This window comes from Pseudomonas sp. AGC41, assembly GCF_057334555.1.
In genome coordinates, this window is record NZ_JBHFJB010000116.1 from 60,876 (window position 1) to 77,120 (window position 16,245).

Here is a 16,245-nt window from a genome sequence, read left to right on the forward strand (position 1 = left end):
CCCCCCCCCCCCCCCCCCCCCAGGTCCAGGTATCCCTCTTTAAGCCGCAGGCGCTATGACTTTAATCCTTGGTATCGACCCCGGTTCGCGCATCACCGGCTACGGCGTGGTTCGTGACACCGGGCGTGGCTGCGTCTATGTCGCGTCCGGTTGTATTCGCACCGGTGCAGGCGAATTGCACGAGCGCTTGCAGATCGTTTATCGCGGCGTGCGTGAAGTCATCCAGACCTACGGTCCGGTGACCATGGGTATCGAAAAGGTCTTCATGGCCCGCAACGCCGATTCTGCCCTGAAGCTGGGACAGGCCCGAGGTGCGGCCATTGTGGCCGGTGCCGAGGAGAGCCTGGAGATCGCCGAATACACCGCAACTCAGGTCAAACAGGCGGTAGTTGGTACAGGCGCGGCAAACAAGGAACAGGTGCAGATGATGGTGATGCACCTGTTGAAACTGGTCAGCAAGCCGCAGATCGACGCCTCCGACGCCCTGGCCATCGCCATTTGCCATGCGCATACCCGTTCCAGCCTGTTGCCTCATGGTCTGGGAAGCGCACGCAGTCGTGGCGGGCGCCTGCGTCTCTGATAGCATCTGCGCATTCATTCATGAGCCCATGCAAGTTGCGCCTGTGTCGTCGGCCCTCCTGCCTGGGCTGTTATTCGCCAGCCAGCGGCTGGCCAACGCCCAAGGATCTGAAACGTGATTGGACGCTTGCGCGGCACCCTGGCTGAAAAACAGCCGCCGCACCTGATTCTGGATGTAAACGGCCTCGGTTATGAGCTGGAAGTGCCCATGACCACTCTGTATCGCTTGCCGTCGGTCGGTGAGCCGCTGACGCTGCACACTCATTTGGTCGTGCGTGAAGATGCGCAGTTACTCTATGGTTTCTTCGCCAAGCGCGAGCGGGATTTCTTTCGCGAGCTGATCCGGCTCAATGGCGTCGGCCCGAAGCTGGCGCTGGCCTTGATGTCGAGCCTGGAAGTCGATGAACTGATTCGTTGCGTGCAGTCTCAGGACACCTCGGCGCTGACCAAGGTGCCGGGGGTCGGCAAGAAAACCGCCGAGCGCCTGTTGGTCGAGCTCAAGGATCGCTTCAAGGCCTGGGAAACGGTGCCGGCAATGTTCGCCCTGGTGCCGAACCAGCCGGATGCGCCGATGCCGGCGGTCAGCGCTGAAAACGATGCGGTCACCGCGCTGATTTCCCTGGGCTACAAGCCGCAGGAAGCCAGCAAGGCGATCTCCGCGATCAAGGAAAAAGGCTTGAGTACCGAAGACATGATTCGCCGTGCCCTGAAGGGAATGATTTAAGTGATTGAAGCCGATCGTCTGATCGCCGCCACGGGCGCGCCCCGTGACCGCGAGGAAATCCAGGACCGTGCGATTCGCCCCGTCAGCCTCGCCGATTACATTGGCCAGCCGACCGTGCGCGAGCAGATGGAGCTGTTCATCCAGGCGGCCCGCGGGCGCAGTGAGTCGCTCGACCATACCTTGATCTTCGGCCCGCCGGGCCTGGGCAAAACCACCCTGGCCAATATCATTGCCCAGGAAATGGGCGTGTCGATCAAGAGCACGTCGGGGCCGGTCCTTGAGCGGCCAGGGGACCTGGCGGCGTTGCTGACCAATCTCGAGCCCCACGACGTGCTGTTCATCGACGAAATCCACCGGCTGTCGCCGATCGTCGAGGAAGTGCTGTACCCGGCCATGGAAGATTTCCAGCTCGACATCATGATCGGCGAAGGACCGGCGGCACGCTCCATCAAGCTGGACCTGCCACCCTTTACCCTGGTGGGCGCGACCACCCGCGCCGGCATGCTGACCAATCCGTTGCGCGACCGGTTCGGTATCGTCCAGCGCCTGGAGTTCTACAGCAATGCCGACCTGGCGACGATCGTCAGCCGCTCGGCGGGCATCCTCGGGCTGCCGCTGGACCCGGACGGTGCTTATGAGATCGCTCGTCGGGCGCGGGGGACGCCGCGGATCGCCAACCGCCTGCTGCGTCGGGTCCGCGACTTTGCCGAAGTGCGGGCCAAGGGGCACATCACCAAGCCGATTGCCGACCTGGCCTTGAACCTGTTGGACATCGACGAGCGCGGCTTCGACCACCAGGACCGGCGCCTGCTGCTGACCATGATCGAGAAATTCGACGGTGGTCCGGTAGGCGTGGACAGCCTGGCCGCGGCCATCAGCGAAGAGCGCCACACCATCGAGGACGTGCTGGAGCCGTACCTGATCCAGCAGGGCTATATCATGCGCACGCCCCGCGGGCGCGTGGTGACCCGTCACGCTTATCTGCACTTCGGCTTAAACATCCCGACACGAATGGGTGAGATGCCGGTGGTAGACGAATTTCTCGATGCGGTGGACGATTGAACCCGCTCTGTATTGCGACTTTTTTCCGCTTCGTGCTGTCCCAGACCACGCCTGGAGCGTCAATGCATTCAAGAATGAAAAAACAGTTGCCTGGCCGGATTGGCAACCCGAGGAGTAAGCACTAGAGTATGCGCGCGCAAAACGGGCTTGAGTCGTTCGCACATCGCTGTCGCGTTTATTACGAGGACACCGATGCCGGCGGCATCGTTTACTACGTCAATTACCTCAAGTTTATGGAACGGGCTCGAACCGAACGGCTGCGGGAACTGGGTTTTGCCCAATCCGCGCTGGCAGGGGAGGACCTGTTATTTGTCGTGCATTCCAGCGAAGCGCGCTACCACGCGCCGGCGCGACTGGACGACGAGCTGGTGGTAAGTGCCGATGTCATCGAATTGAACCGCGTCAGCCTGCGCTTCAAGCAGCAGGTCAGGCGGGCTGCGGATAATGTGCTGCTCTGCGAAGGGCAGTTTTTGGTGGCCTGTGTGCGCACCCATAGTTTGAAACCCCGGGCCATTCCCGAAGCTCTACGCGCGGCCTTTGCCGGCGTGAGCGGCGCGGGTACACACTCAGAGCAGGAGATAAAGCGTGGAAGCTAACGTCGTCGACCATTCCTCCATGTGGAGCCTGGTCAGCAATGCCAGCGTCGTGGTGCAACTGGTAATGCTGATCCTGGTAGCCGCATCGGTGACCTCATGGATCATGATTTTTCAGCGCAGCAACATGCTGCGTGCCGGTCGCCGTGCCTTGGAGAGCTTCGAAGAGCGCTTCTGGTCCGGCATCGACCTGTCCAAACTGTATCGCCAGGCCGGCAGCAACCCCGACCCGGATTCGGGTGTCGAGCAGATCTTCCGTGCCGGCTTCAAGGAATTCTCGCGTCTGCGCCAGCAGCCAGGCGTAGACCCTGAAGCGGTGATGGAAGGTGTGGCCCGCGCGATGCGCGTCGCCATCTCCCGCGAGGAAGAAAAACTCGAACAGGGCCTGCCGTACCTGGCTACCGTCGGTTCGGTCAGCCCGTACATCGGCCTGTTCGGTACCGTGTGGGGGATCATGAACTCGTTCCGTGGCCTGGCTTCCGCCCAGCAGGCGACACTGGCCACCGTGGCTCCGGGTATCGCCGAGGCGCTGATCGCCACGGCCATCGGCCTGTTTGCAGCGATCCCGGCCGTGATCGCCTACAACCGCTTTGCTGCCCGCAGCGAAACGCTGACCAGCCGTTACTACACCTTCGCCGATGAATTCCAGGCGATCCTGCACCGCAAAGTGCACACCAGCGAAGAATAAGCAGGTATTTCCCGATGGCTTTAATCGCTCGAGCCCGAAACAAGCGCAAGCCGGTTGCCGAGATGAACGTGGTGCCCTACATCGACGTGATGCTGGTGCTGCTGGTCATCTTCATGGTGACCGCGCCGATGCTCAATCAGGGCGTGAAGGTCGATCTGCCCAAGGTTTCCAGCGAAGCCTTGCCGCAGGACAACAACACCCAGGTCCTGACCATTTCGATCAAGGCCGACAAGACCTATTACTGGAACCTCGGCAGCGAAGTCGACACCGAGAAGCAGCAGGACCGGGCCATGACCCTGCCGCAGATGACCGATGCGGTGACCAAGATCATCAATGCCGGCAACAGCAACGGCAAGCGTACCCAGGTCTTCATTCGCGGCGACAAGACCGTCGACTACGGTGCCGTGATGGGCGCCATGGGCGGCCTGCAGAAAGCCGGGGTCGGTAATGTTGGCTTGATCACCGAGGCGCCCTGATGCAGCAACAGCGAGAGCCGTCCGCCTCGGAAAGCTACTTCTGGCCTAGTGTCCTGGCAATCGGCCTGCATGTGCTGGTGTTCGGCATGCTGTTCGTCAGTTTTGCCATGACACCGGAGCTGCCGCCGGCCAAGCCGATCGTGCAGGCGACCCTGTACCAGCTCAAATCGAAAAGCCAGGCCACCACGCAGACCAACCAGAAGCTTGCCGGCGAGGCGAAGAAGTCTGCCGCGCGCCAGACCGAAGTCGAGCAGATGGAGCAGAAGAAGGTCGAGCAGGAAGCGGTGAGAGCAGCGGAACAAAAGAAAGAGGAAGCTGCTCAAAAGGCCGAAGAAGCGAAGAAGGCCGATGAGGCGAAAAAAGCGGACGAGGCTAAAAAGGCTGACGAAGCCAAGAAAGCCGACGACGCGAAGAAAGCCGCCGAAGCGAAAAAGGCAGAAGAGAAACAATTGGCTGATATAGCCAAGAAGAAAGCCGAGGAAGAAGCCAAGAAAGCCGCTGAAGAAGAGGCCAAGAAAGCGGCCGCTGAAGAAGCGAAGAAAAAGATTGTCGAGGACGCGAAGAAAAAAGCGGCCGAGGACGCCAAGAAAAAAGCTGAAGCTGAAGAGGCGAAAAAGAAAGTCGCCGAAGACGCGAAGAAGAAAGCCGCCGCCGATGCCGCCAAGAAGAAGGCCCAGGACGCAGCGCGTAAATCCGCCGAAGAGAAAAAGGCCCAGGCCCTGGCAGATTTGCTTTCCGACACGCCGGAGCGTCAGCAGGCCTTGGCCGATGAGCAGGGCGATGAAGTCGCCGGCAGCTTCGACGATCTGATTCGCGCCCGGGCGGCGGAAGGCTGGGCTCGTCCACCTTCGGCGCGCAAAGGCATGACAGTAGTATTGCAAATCGGCATGTTGCCCGACGGTACGGTTACCTCGGTCAGCGTGGCCAAGTCCAGTGGCGATGGTCCGTTCGACGCTTCGGCGGTCGCGGCGGTCAAGAACATTGGACGATTGACGGAAATGCAAGGAATGAAGCCGAGCGATTTTGCTCCCTATCGTTCGTTCAAGATGACATTCACACCTGAGGATCTAGCCTTGTGAGAAACCTTCTTCGATCAATGCTTGTCGTTATCTGCTGCCTGGCAGGGATAGCGGTGGCAGAGGAAAAGAACATCCTGGTCACCAGCGGCAGCGACCGTGCGACCCCGATCGCCGTCGTTCCGTTCGGTTGGCAGGGCGGCAGCGTCCTGCCGGACGACATGGCGGAAATCATCGGCAACGACCTGCGCAACTCGGGTTACTACGCGCCGATTCCGAAGCAGAACATGATCAGCCTGCCGACCCAGGCCAGCGAAGTCATCTACCGCGACTGGAAGGCGCTTGGCGCCCAGTACATCATGGTCGGCAGCATCGTTCCGGCCGGCGGCCGCCTGCAGGTACAGTACGCCCTGTTCAACGTCGCCACCGAGCAGCAAGTGCTGACCGGCAGCGTGTCGGGCAGCGTTGACCAGTTGCGTGACATGTCCCACTACATTGCCGACCAGTCGTTCGAGAAACTCACCGGCATCAAGGGCGCGTTTTCGACCCGCATGCTCTACGTGACGGCCGAACGCTTCTCCGAGAAAAATACCCGCTACACCCTGCAGCGCTCCGACTATGACGGCGCCCGCGCAGTCACACTGCTGCAATCGCGTGAGCCGATCCTGTCGCCGCGTTTCGCTCCCGATGGCAAGCGCATCGCCTATGTATCGTTCGAACAGAAGCGCCCGCGCATCTTCGTCCAACACATCGACACCGGTCGCCGCGAGCAGATCACCAACTTTGAAGGCCTGAACGGCGCGCCTGCTTGGTCGCCGGACGGCACGCGCCTGGCGTTCGTGCTGTCCAAGGACGGTAACCCGGACATCTACGTGATGAACCTGGCTTCACGCTCGATCTCGCGGGTGACCAACGGCCCGGGCATCAACACCGAACCGTTCTGGGGCAAGGATGGCTCGACCATCTACTTCACCTCGGACCGTGGCGGCAAGCCGCAGATCTACAAGACCAGCGCCGGTGGCGGTGGTGCCGAGCGCGTGACGTTTGTTGGTAACTACAACGCCAACCCTAAACTGTCGGCGGACGAAAAGACCCTGGTGATGATCCATCGCCAGGACGGTTTCACCAATTTCAAGGTGGCGGCCCAGGATTTGCAGCGCGGTAGCGTAAAAATCCTCACTGATAGCACTCTGGACGAGTCACCTACTGTTGCGCCCAACGGCACCATGGTAATCTACGCCACCCGCCAGCAGGGCCGGGGAGTCTTGATGCTCGTGTCCATTAATGGACGCGTGAGGCTCCCGCTTCCTACCGCTCAAGGCGAAGTCAGAGAACCGTCCTGGTCCCCTTACCTGAACTGACGCGGCGCAATACGTTTTACTTAACACACTGGGGTTCATTAGGAGTTTCACGATGGAAATGCTGAAGTTTGGTAAATTTGCTGCGCTGGCTCTGGCCATGGCTGTAGCTGTAGGTTGCTCGTCCAAAGGCGGCGACAACGCCGGTGAAGGCGCTGTTGATCCAAACGCTGGTTACGGCGCTAACACTGGTGCAGTCGACGGCTCCATGAGCGAAGAAGCTGCTCTGCGCGCAATCACCACCTTCTACTTCGAATACGACAGCTCGGACCTGAAGCCAGAAGCCATGCGCGCTCTGGACGTTCACGCCAAAGACCTGAAAGCTAACGGCGCTCGCGTTGTTCTGGAAGGCAACACCGACGAACGTGGTACTCGTGAGTACAACATGGCACTGGGCGAGCGTCGTGCGAAAGCCGTTCAGCGCTACCTGGTACTGCAAGGTGTTTCCCCAGCTCAGCTGGAACTGGTTTCCTACGGCGAAGAGCGTCCAGTTGCTACCGGCAACGACGAGCAGTCCTGGGCTCAAAACCGTCGCGTCGAACTGCGTAAGTAATTCGTCATGCGAACGTGCCGTCGTGCTGTAACTGTTCTGGCTCTCAGCCTCGCGCCGCTTGCGGCGTGGGCTGCGGTTCCTGTGGTCGATAACGATGCCGGCTATAACAATAGCGGGAGCAGTTATCCGCCTGCAGGTTACGGTACGAACGGCGCCTATGCCGGGGGAGGGGTTTCGGCCCCTGTCTCGGCACAGGGCGAGCTGTTCAACCAACTGCAGCAAATGCAGGATCAACTGTCACGCCAGCAAGGCGCGATAGAAGTTCTGCAAAACGAAGTGTCGCGCATGAAGCAGGAAAACCTGGAGCGATACCAGGATCTTGATCGGCGCATAGGAACCGGCGTTGCACCTGCCGCGACTCCTGAGAATTCTCCAGCCGGTGGCGACTTGAACGCCCCCGGTGCAGCCGCAGGCGCCGGGGCGAGTGCTCCAGCAGCACCTGCCGCCGGTGGCGAGCCGGCTGATCCGGCGAAGGAAAAGCTCTATTACGATGCAGCCTTCGACCTGATCAAAGCCAAGGATTTCGACAAGGCCAGCCAGGCCTTTAGTGCTTTCCTGCGTAAATATCCCAACAGCCAGTATTCAGGTAATGCCCAATACTGGCTGGGCGAAGTGAACCTGGCCAAAGGCGACTTGCAAGGCGCCGGTCAGGCATTCGCCAAGGTTTCGCAGCTGTATCCCAAGCATGCCAAGGTGCCGGACTCGCTGTACAAGCTGGCTGATGTCGAGCGCCGCCTCGGTCACACCGACAAGGTGAAAGGCATTCTGCAGCAGGTGGTGGCCCAATATCCGGGTACCTCCGCTGCTCAGTTGGCCCAGCGCGATCTGCAGCGCATGTAAGGCTGTATGACCCGTTTGAAGAAACCCGCGCTTGCCGCGGGTTTTTTCGTTAGAATTCACGCCCTTTTTCTGAAACACGCTTCCTGGGATCTACGCGTTGGCGGGGTTGCTTGAAGTGCCTGACGGAGGCGGACAGCCTGTTTAGCTGTTACGCCCGTGGCGACTATGCAAGACACATTGAGAATTACCGAAGTTTTTTACTCGTTGCAGGGTGAAACGCGGACGGCCGGGCTGCCCACCGTTTTTGTGCGACTCACAGGCTGCCCGTTGCGTTGCCAATACTGCGACAGCGCCTACGCCTTCAGTGGCGGCACTTTGCGAACCCTCGACGACCTCGTTGAACAAGTGGCGGGTTTTCGTCCGCGCTATGTTTGCGTCACTGGCGGTGAGCCGTTGGCGCAACCCAATGCCATCCCGTTGCTCAAACGACTGTGCGATGCCGGCTATGAGGTCTCGCTGGAGACCAGCGGCGCCTTGGATATCTCGGCCGTCGATTCGCGCGTCAGCCGCGTTGTGGACCTCAAGACCCCTGGTTCGAAGGAGGCGCATCGCAACCGTTACGAAAACATGGCGCTGTTGACGGCCAATGACCAGGTCAAGTTTGTTATCTGTTCGCGGGAAGATTACGACTGGGCCGTGTCCAAACTGATCCAATACGGACTCGACCAGCGCGCCGGCGAGGTATTGTTTTCGCCGAGTCACCACGACCTGAATGCTCGGGATCTGGCCGATTGGGTGGTGTCGGACAATTTGCCGGTGCGCCTGCAATTGCAGTTGCATAAATATCTTTGGAACGACGAGCCGGGGCGCTGACATGGCTGAACAATCAATCACTTCTGAAAAACGTGCTGTCATCCTGCTGTCCGGTGGCCTGGACTCGGCAACGGTCGTGGCGATGGCCCGTGCCGAAGGTTATAACTGCTACACCATGAGCTTCGATTATGGCCAGCGCCACCGTGCCGAACTGCATGCTGCCGAGCGAGTGGCACGCGACCTCGGTGTGATCGAACACAAGGTGATCGGCCTGAACCTCAACGGCATCGGCGGTTCGGCGTTGACCGACAGTTCCATCGACGTGCCCGAAGCACCGAGCGAGGGGATTCCGGTGACCTACGTGCCGGCGCGCAACACCGTGTTCCTGTCCCTGGCATTGGGCTGGGCCGAAGTACTGGGGGCGCGTGACATCTTCATTGGTGTCAATGCCGTAGATTATTCCGGTTATCCGGATTGCCGCCCGGAGTTCGTCGAAGCCTTCGAGCGCATGGCCAACCTGGCCACCAAGGCCGGGGTAGAGGGGCAAGGCTTCCGTATCCAGGCGCCGCTGCAAAACCTCAGCAAGGCTGACATTGTCAGGGCGGGGGTGAAGCTGGGTGTGGACTATGGTCTTACCGTCTCGTGCTATCAGGCCGATGATCAAGGGCGTGCTTGTGGTAAGTGCGACAGCTGCAGGCTGCGTGCCGAAGGCTTCGCGGCAGCCGGCGTGAGCGATCCAACCCCTTATTTTTGATTTATTTCAAATTAGGTGTTGAATAGTCCTTAGAAATCAGTATTATACGCGCCACCACACAGAGGGTCGTTAGCTCAGTTGGTAGAGCAGTTGGCTTTTAACCAATTGGTCGTAGGTTCGAATCCCACACGACCCACCATTTTCTGTAATTTTAAAAGTCTGGAAGGCCCACGAAAGTGAGGATTTCCGGATTTTTTTTTGCCTGGTGAAAAGTCATAACCCGAACCGCTCGACCACTCGAGCGGTCCTCGGCGGATTAAAGCAGGCCCTCATCGGCACAGACCTTGATGATCTGTTCGCGAAACCAGCTATTGGCGCTGTCTTGGCTCGGTTTTTCGCTCCACATCATGTCCAGTGTGAAGTTCGGTAAGCAAGCCGGCGGTCGGCGGTGGCTGAACGCGTTCTCGTCACAGGTCAGCGCCTGAATGCGTCGAGGTAACGTCAGGATGAAGTCGGTGCCGGTGATCATGTTCAATGCCGCGACGTAGCTGTTGGCGCGAGCGACAATCTTTCGGCTATAGCCTTGCCGGGCGAGCCATCCATCAATCATGTTGGTGTCGGATGTCCAGGGGGTCGGAAAGACATGCTGGCCGGCGGCAAATGTTTCCAGGCCGAACGCCTCTTCGGACAGTGCGACGTGCTTATCGACGACACAAACAAGTTCATCTTCCAGTAATACTTGCGAACGCAATCCCTTGACGCCTCGATGAAAGTTCGGGCCGAAACAAATAACCAGGTCGCAACGACCGTCCATCAACTCGTCGGTTGGAATGTCCCTGTTAAATTTTGTGACATTAATGATGAGCGGGAAGCGGCTACCGACGAAGCGCTTGACCAGTTTAGGTAGAATAAGCAATTCAAAGTATTCCGGTGCGCAGATATTGAAAGTTATCTCTTTCTGGGTCGGATCGAATGCCGGAATGCCAGAATGACATGTGTTTATTGTTTTAAGAATAGTAACTAGATGAGGGTACATGGCAGCAGCTTTGCTTGTCGGCAACATGCCGCTACGGTTATTAACAAAAAGTTCATCATCGAAGCTCGTGCGCAGCTTCTTCAGGCAATAGCTTACGGTTGACTGGCTGACGCATAATGCCTCGGAGACCTCGGTAACGCTACTCTGCTCGTACACCGCGACAAACACCATCAAGTCCTGCATATCCAGCTTTCTAAGCAAATTACTATTGAGCATAAGATCCTTCTTGGCGTATCCCGTTGGCCAGGATTCCCAGCCTTTATGACGGGAACGTCTATTCATATATTAGCGGAAGCAATTTATTTTTTAAATGGTCCGTAGGAGCTTTCCCAAATATGCTCGCCTCGCTTTATGTAAATGGTGCAAGAAGACGGAGGAGGAGAATATGCAAATACGTGTCGCGGAAACTAAGATGCCGTTATGGGTGCAGGCGACGGAAGTTGTAAGGCAAAAGTTTCGCAGTTCTTATTCGGCCTCGATTGAACCCAATCCGCAGTACTTTGCGGTGACTCAGGATCCGGCGGATCGTATTCTCGCTTGCGCCGGTATTACCTTTGCCGATCATCGAATATTGTTTTCCGAGCAATATCTGACACAACCCATCGATGCGATATTGTCCCAGCGTTTCGAGAAAAGGATCGAACGCTCGAACATTGTCGAAATCGGCAATCTGGTCTCTCATCACCTGACAGCTGGAATGATTCTGGTCAATATGATTCCGTTATTGGCCTGGTGCATGGGTGGGCATTACCTGTTGTGCACCGTGACACCTCGCGTCCGGCAAATGATGGAAAGCTGCCAGATCGATTTCGAGCCCCTGCTGACCGCAGACCCAGCGCGCCTGGCCGATGACGGTGGCAAAAACTGGGGGAGCTATTACGCCAAGTCGCCCGTCACCGGGTTCATCCGGGTCGACTCACAACGTTCACGTTTCGCCGCCATGACGCTCAATACCTCATTCACTCAACTGCCCCGTGACGGTCTGGCGAGGGCGCAGCGATGAGCGGCGGGTTTATCTCTCAACTACAACGGGCGTTACAGGGCAGTCGCCAGGCCGTCTGTGCTGTTGACTGGTTGGATTCAGGCGAAGGACCCGTGACGCTGACCTATGGCGAGTTGGAGCACCGGGCCGTTAACCTGGCGGCCGAACTGCAGCGTCGTTTCCCTGAACCGGCCTCCGGCGAGCACCTGGTGTTGGGCATCGCAACGCGCAACAGTAGCGACTGGCTGGTGGCCGACCTGGCCTGCTTGTTCGCCGGGATCACCGCGCTGCCGCTGCCGTTGGCGTTCAGCCAATCCCAGGCCGAACACCTGGCGTCACGTTGCGATGGATTCCTGGTGGACGCGGCGGGGCAGCGCACGCTGGAGCAGCGCTGGAAGCTGAATTTTGCCGACAGTCGTCTGCGCCGCCTCAGCGACCCGGTGATCGAACAGCCTATGCTGCCGATACCGGACGGCGAGGCTGACTGGGTCTGCAAGATCATTCACACCTCGGGCACCACCAGCCGGCCGAAGGGTGTGCGCCTGAGCAATCACGCGGTCGGTTCGGTGCTGGCCTCGCTGCGCCAGGGCATGCCAGCCAACGCGCATCGCCGTTATCTGTCCCTGGTACCGCTGAGCCTGTTGCTTGAGCAAGTCACCGCCGCCTATTTGCCGCTGCTAGCGGGTGGCACTGTGCATTTTCTGCCGCCGTACGAAGCGTTGCTCGGTGAGCCAGGTGCGTCGGCGCAGCGCCTGATCGACTGGATCCTGCGGGTTCAGCCAACGGCCCTGACGGTGCCACCGGTCATGGTCAATCGTTTCCTGGAACAGCTGAACGCAGGCGGCGAACGGGCCGAGCGACTGGCGCGTTACCTGCAATCGGACGTGCATATCACCTGTGGCGGCGCGGCGGTGAGTGTGGATGCTTTACACGGTCTCGCTGAGCAAGGCATTGAGGTTTACCAGGGCTATGGGCTTTCGGAGAACGCCTCGGTGGTCAGCGTGAATACCTTCGAACAGCAACGTCTTGGCAGTGTTGGCAGGCCGTTGCCCCATGTCCAGGTGCGCATCGGCAGCGATCAGACCATCGAGGTCAAGAGCAGCTCGCTGTTCAGCGGCTACTCGGGGACGGATCCCAGTGCCTGTTCCATGTCGGACGACGGCTGGATGGACACCGGTGACCTGGGCGAGCTGGATGCCGATGGCTACCTCTATGTGCTCGGGCGCAAGAAAAACGTGATCTGCCTGCCCAACGGCCGCAACGTCAGTCCCGAGCAGGTTGAGCTGGAGTATCGCAAATATCCCGGCGTGAGCGACGCAGCGGTTTTTTACGACGATCAGCACGGCCTGGTGGCGTTGCTGTGCGTCGAGTCGACACCGGCGCGCGAGGAGCTCCTCGCCTGGTCGGCAAGGCGCTTCTCCGACATCGAGCAGCCGAATCGGCTCTGGTTGTTGACCCAGGACGATCCGTTGCTCGAGCAACTCTACACCGTCACAGGGCGGCCGAAACGCGCTGATATAGCCAAAGTTTTTTCCACGCTGCAAAGGAATGCATCCCATGAACACACCTGCCTTTCACTTTTTGAACCCGAGAATCTCCATCGTTGAGTCGCGCCACTTCGCCAACCTGGGTAAGGCTGAGTTGTATGAGCTATTGGGGCATTTTGGCGTCGTGTTGTTTCGCAACTGCATCCATGGCGCCGAGGACTTCAGTGCATACGTGAAGCAGAACAGTTCACGGTTGAGCCTTGACCCAGCCCGGGCCATGGTCGGTGGCGCGGCGCAGTTGGTGGATGCCGGGCGCCAGGCGGTCGGCCTGCATTGCGAGAATGGCAACTCACCGTTCTGGCCGGACATGACCTGGTTCTATTGCCAGGAGGCACCGCGCAAGGGTTCGCAAACCACCCTGTGTGATGGCGAACGGGTGCTGGAGAAACTCTCCCGGGGCTGTCGAACGTTCTTCGAAGAGAATCCGATCCGCTACAGCCGCACCGTGGCGGGGGAAAAATGGCGTCGATTGGTCTGTCATTACTCGCCGACTTTGTCGGATCCGGCGGCCGCCTCCATCGAGGATTTGTTGCAAGTCATCGGTGACGACCCGCACACCTTGATTTCCTTCAATCCAGCCGATGATTCGATCCACTACGCCTTCACCACGCCGGCGATACTGACGTCCCCCTTCAGCGGGCGTCCGGCCTTTGCCAACAGCGTGCTGGGGCCCTCCTTCAACTACGAGGCGCCGGTCATCGATACGGCGGCCGGGCAGCCAATTCCATCCGAATTCCTGACTGAAATCGCCGCGGTTTGCGCCCATTGCACCGCGCCGGTTGGCTGGCGTGACCACGACATGGTGATGATCGATAACCGTCGGGTCATGCACGGTCGGGAAACCATCGTCGACGAGCGTCGGCGCATTTTCAACGCCTTGAGCTATCGCTGAGAGATCCCATGAAAAACCACAAACAGATTATCGGCGGGCAGTACGAGACCTACCTCGACGGTGAGGGGCGGCAGATCATTGACCTGACCGGCGGATTTGGTTTTCAGGTCCCGCCTGTGATCGAGGCGGTCAACCGTCAGGCGCAGATCATGGGCCTGTCCAATCGGGTGCTGATGTCCGAACCGCTGATTGCCTTGTGCCGACGCCTGGCCGAGTTATTGCCCGCACCCCTGGCCAGCTCTTATGTGTGCAGTTCCGGCGACGAGGCTTTTGAGGGGGCCTTGAAGTTGTGCAAAGGGCTCAAGCCCAAGGGCAACACCATCATATTCATCCAGGGCGGCGACTATGGCGCGCTGACGTACGGGCGCTGCCTCAATGCCACGCAGGGTGATCTGGCTGTCCAGGCATTCCTGGGGTTCAAACGGGTGGCGATCCGTCACCTGGCGGATCTGGACACAGTGGACTGGCGCGATTGCTTCGCGGTGTGCCACAGCAACACCCATGCCGATGCCAACGGCCGGTTACAGCTACTCGATGTCGAGTTGATGGAGCAATTACATGCTCGCGCGGCAAAAGCATCGGTGCCGGTCATTGCGGTCGATACCCATAGCTGCCTCGGCAGCCTGGGGTCGCTGTTCGGCTTCCAGCGTTATCGTCCGATTCCGGACATCGTCGTACTCGGCGGCCCCCTGGGCGGCAGCGCAATTCCCATCGGCACCTATACCTGCAGCGAGCGCATGGCCTGGCAAGTCTACGGCCGCAGCAGCCCGGCCAAACACGGCAGCACCACCGCCGGTAATCCAATGGCCTGTGTGGCGGCCCTGGCCGCGCTGGATTACGTGCAAGCCCATGACTCGTCACGACGTTGTCAGGAAAACGGCGAGTACCTGGCGCAAGCCCTGGCGTCATTCGGGGCTGTGGCCATGGGGGCCTGGGTCAGCTTGCCGTTGGCCGATGACCTGCAACCGGCTGTGCTGTGCGAGGCGCTTTACCGGCGCGGGGTCTATATCAGCCCGCCCCGTGGCCGCGAAGTGATGTTGCGCTGCCCGATCACCGCGCGCCCGGAGCAGATCCAACGTGCCGCACTCATCATCAAGGAGACACTAAGTCATGTCCTTACTCAGGCTGCATGAACAACTGCTGGACGACTGCCAGCACTATTGGAGCGCGTCGGCGGCCAAGCTGTATCGTCTCGGCAAGACCACTGTCGAGCAGCAGGCCGATGGCATCCACGTCACTGACCACACTGGCAAGCGCTTCATCGATTGCGCGTGCAGCTACGGGGTATTTATCGTCGGGCATCGCAACCCAATGGTGCGCGAGCGGGTCCAGGCGCAATTGCATCAACTGGCCTGGGCGCCGGAAGGCCGGCGCCATCCGCTGCAGGATACTTTGTCCGAGCGGCTGTGCCAGTTGGTGCCAGGGGATTGGGGCGACGTGCAGTTCATGGTCTCGGGTGCCGAGGCCGTCGAGCAGAGCCTGCGCTATGTGCTGCGGATCCAACCCCAGCGCCGTGGCGTCGTGGTGATGAGCGGCTCCTACCACGGCAAGACCCTGGCGGCGATGAGCATCCTGGGTCAGCAGCAGAATCATGGCAGCTATGGTATCGACCCTCCTGACGTGACCTGCGTGCCCTACGGTGATTTCGCCGCGTTGCAAAAAGCCGTGGGCGAGGGTGTATGCGCGGTGTACGTCGAGCCGATTCTGGGCGGGGCTCATTTGCAGGTACCACCGGTGGGGTATATGGCCAATATCCGCGCCCTGTGCGACGCCACTGGCACCCTGTTGGTGGCCGATGAAATCCAGACCGGTTTCGGTCGGTGCGGCAAATGGTTCGCCGTGCAATACGATGACGTGGTACCCGACATCATGATCCTCTCCAAGGGCTTGACCGGCGGCTACACCTCGTTTGCCTGTGCCATGTACAGCCAACGCCTCGCCACCCAGTACCCCCTCGGTGATATCGAGCCGGATACGCGCACCAACGGTGGGCATCCGGTCGCGTGCGCGTCGGCGCTCGCGGCCATCGATTACATCGAGCAAAACGGTCTGGTCGAGTTATCCCGGATCAATGGCGGCGTGTTGCGCCACGGCTTGCAACGGCTGGCCCTGCGTTATCCGCACATGGTCGAGGACGTGCCGGGCGTCGGCTTGATGACGGGTCTGCGCTTGCGTGGCTCGGTCTATGAAGCGTTGATGAGCATGGAACTGGGCAAGCGCGGCGTGCATGCCGGGCACTCGATGAATGAGAAGGCCGAACGCCCGGTGCTGCGCTTCTATCCGCCACTGAATATCGAACCCGAAGCGCTGCGTCATATCCTGGCGATGATCGAAGAGGCTCTGGAAGCCATCGACCGACGTCCGACCCTGGCGGTGAAGGCATTTTCACTGGTGGTGCGCAATATGTATCAGTTGCCCAACAAGTGGCTGCGCAGCAAGGAGGCATCGTGAG

Annotated in this window: 18 protein-coding genes and 1 tRNA gene; 18 read left to right on the forward strand and 1 reads right to left on the reverse strand. The window is 59.6% G+C overall.

Annotated features, from left to right (window positions below; translation table 11 throughout):
* The first annotated feature begins 55 nt into the window (after positions 1-55).
* From ruvC to ACE04F_RS19905, 13 genes are all read left to right on the forward strand, one after another.
* The gene (gene ruvC, locus ACE04F_RS19845; RefSeq protein WP_486109323.1) at positions 56-580 is read left to right on the forward strand and encodes a crossover junction endodeoxyribonuclease RuvC; all 525 of its coding nucleotides are present in this window, start codon (positions 56-58) and stop codon (positions 578-580) included.
* Between the two features lie 114 nt (positions 581-694).
* On the forward strand, positions 695-1,303 hold the full coding sequence (gene ruvA / locus ACE04F_RS19850) for a Holliday junction branch migration protein RuvA (protein ID WP_434569629.1): 609 nt from the start codon (positions 695-697) through the stop codon (positions 1,301-1,303).
* The gene (gene ruvB / locus ACE04F_RS19855; RefSeq protein ID WP_109753807.1) at positions 1,304-2,365 is read left to right on the forward strand and encodes a Holliday junction branch migration DNA helicase RuvB; all 1,062 of its coding nucleotides are present in this window, start codon (positions 1,304-1,306) and stop codon (positions 2,363-2,365) included.
* Positions 2,366-2,493: 128 nt separating this feature from the next.
* Complete coding sequence (gene ybgC / locus ACE04F_RS19860; RefSeq protein WP_245143004.1) at positions 2,494-2,961, forward strand: tol-pal system-associated acyl-CoA thioesterase; 468 nt, start codon at positions 2,494-2,496, stop codon at positions 2,959-2,961.
* Positions 2,951-3,646, forward strand: coding sequence for a protein TolQ (tolQ, locus tag ACE04F_RS19865; protein ID WP_305496399.1), 696 nt, complete (start codon positions 2,951-2,953; stop codon positions 3,644-3,646). Before ybgC ends, tolQ begins: the two co-directional genes overlap by 11 nt.
* Before the next feature lie 23 nt (positions 3,647-3,669).
* On the forward strand, positions 3,670-4,122 hold the full coding sequence (gene tolR, locus ACE04F_RS19870) for a protein TolR (RefSeq protein ID WP_162254906.1): 453 nt from the start codon (positions 3,670-3,672) through the stop codon (positions 4,120-4,122).
* Positions 4,122-5,201 carry a cell envelope integrity protein TolA gene (gene tolA, locus ACE04F_RS19875; RefSeq protein ID WP_030140797.1) on the forward strand — a complete coding sequence of 360 codons (1,080 nt, stop codon included), beginning with the start codon at positions 4,122-4,124 and terminating at the stop codon, positions 5,199-5,201. The genes tolR and tolA overlap by 1 nt, the downstream gene beginning before the upstream one ends.
* Entirely contained in the window at positions 5,198-6,499 is a 1,302-nt protein-coding gene (gene tolB / locus ACE04F_RS19880) for a Tol-Pal system beta propeller repeat protein TolB (RefSeq protein ID WP_370870988.1), read from the forward strand. The genes tolA and tolB overlap by 4 nt, the downstream gene beginning before the upstream one ends.
* A gap of 52 nt (positions 6,500-6,551) precedes the next feature.
* Positions 6,552-7,049 (forward strand): peptidoglycan-associated lipoprotein Pal, encoded by a 498-nt coding sequence (pal, locus tag ACE04F_RS19885; protein ID WP_030140795.1) that lies wholly within the window; start codon positions 6,552-6,554, stop codon positions 7,047-7,049.
* Positions 7,050-7,055: 6 nt separating this feature from the next.
* Entirely contained in the window at positions 7,056-7,889 is an 834-nt protein-coding gene (gene ybgF, locus ACE04F_RS19890; RefSeq protein ID WP_305496394.1) for a tol-pal system protein YbgF, read from the forward strand.
* Between the two features lie 165 nt (positions 7,890-8,054).
* Positions 8,055-8,702: a 7-carboxy-7-deazaguanine synthase QueE gene (queE, locus tag ACE04F_RS19895; RefSeq protein ID WP_486109328.1), complete on the forward strand. Its 648-nt coding sequence runs from the start codon at positions 8,055-8,057 to the stop codon at positions 8,700-8,702.
* Between the two features lies 1 nt (position 8,703).
* On the forward strand, positions 8,704-9,396 hold the full coding sequence (queC, locus tag ACE04F_RS19900; RefSeq protein ID WP_486109330.1) for a 7-cyano-7-deazaguanine synthase QueC: 693 nt from the start codon (positions 8,704-8,706) through the stop codon (positions 9,394-9,396).
* Between the two features lie 63 nt (positions 9,397-9,459).
* A tRNA-Lys gene (locus ACE04F_RS19905) sits at positions 9,460-9,535 on the forward strand.
* A gap of 117 nt (positions 9,536-9,652) precedes the next feature.
* On the opposite strand, the gene ACE04F_RS19910 is transcribed toward ACE04F_RS19905, so the two are convergent.
* The gene (locus ACE04F_RS19910; RefSeq protein WP_486109332.1) at positions 9,653-10,588 is read right to left on the reverse strand and encodes a LysR family transcriptional regulator; all 936 of its coding nucleotides are present in this window, start codon (positions 10,586-10,588) and stop codon (positions 9,653-9,655) included.
* A gap of 169 nt (positions 10,589-10,757) precedes the next feature.
* Between ACE04F_RS19910 and ACE04F_RS19915 the strand changes: the two genes are divergently transcribed.
* The 5 genes from ACE04F_RS19915 to ACE04F_RS19935 are packed head-to-tail and all read left to right on the forward strand — an operon-like array spanning position 10,758 to position 16,244.
* A complete protein-coding gene (locus ACE04F_RS19915) occupies positions 10,758-11,375 on the forward strand; it encodes a thermostable hemolysin (RefSeq protein ID WP_486109334.1) in 618 nt (205 codons plus the stop codon).
* Positions 11,372-12,961, forward strand: a complete 1,590-nt coding sequence (locus ACE04F_RS19920) for an AMP-binding protein (RefSeq protein WP_486109336.1) — start codon at positions 11,372-11,374, stop codon at positions 12,959-12,961. Before ACE04F_RS19915 ends, ACE04F_RS19920 begins: the two co-directional genes overlap by 4 nt.
* Positions 12,912-13,793 (forward strand): TauD/TfdA family dioxygenase, encoded by an 882-nt coding sequence (locus tag ACE04F_RS19925; RefSeq protein WP_486109338.1) that lies wholly within the window; start codon positions 12,912-12,914, stop codon positions 13,791-13,793. The genes ACE04F_RS19920 and ACE04F_RS19925 overlap by 50 nt, the downstream gene beginning before the upstream one ends.
* A gap of 8 nt (positions 13,794-13,801) precedes the next feature.
* The gene (locus ACE04F_RS19930; RefSeq protein ID WP_486109340.1) at positions 13,802-14,926 is read left to right on the forward strand and encodes an aminotransferase class III-fold pyridoxal phosphate-dependent enzyme; all 1,125 of its coding nucleotides are present in this window, start codon (positions 13,802-13,804) and stop codon (positions 14,924-14,926) included.
* Entirely contained in the window at positions 14,904-16,244 is a 1,341-nt protein-coding gene (locus ACE04F_RS19935; protein ID WP_486109342.1) for an aspartate aminotransferase family protein, read from the forward strand. Before ACE04F_RS19930 ends, ACE04F_RS19935 begins: the two co-directional genes overlap by 23 nt.
* Position 16,245: the final 1 nt, after the last annotated feature.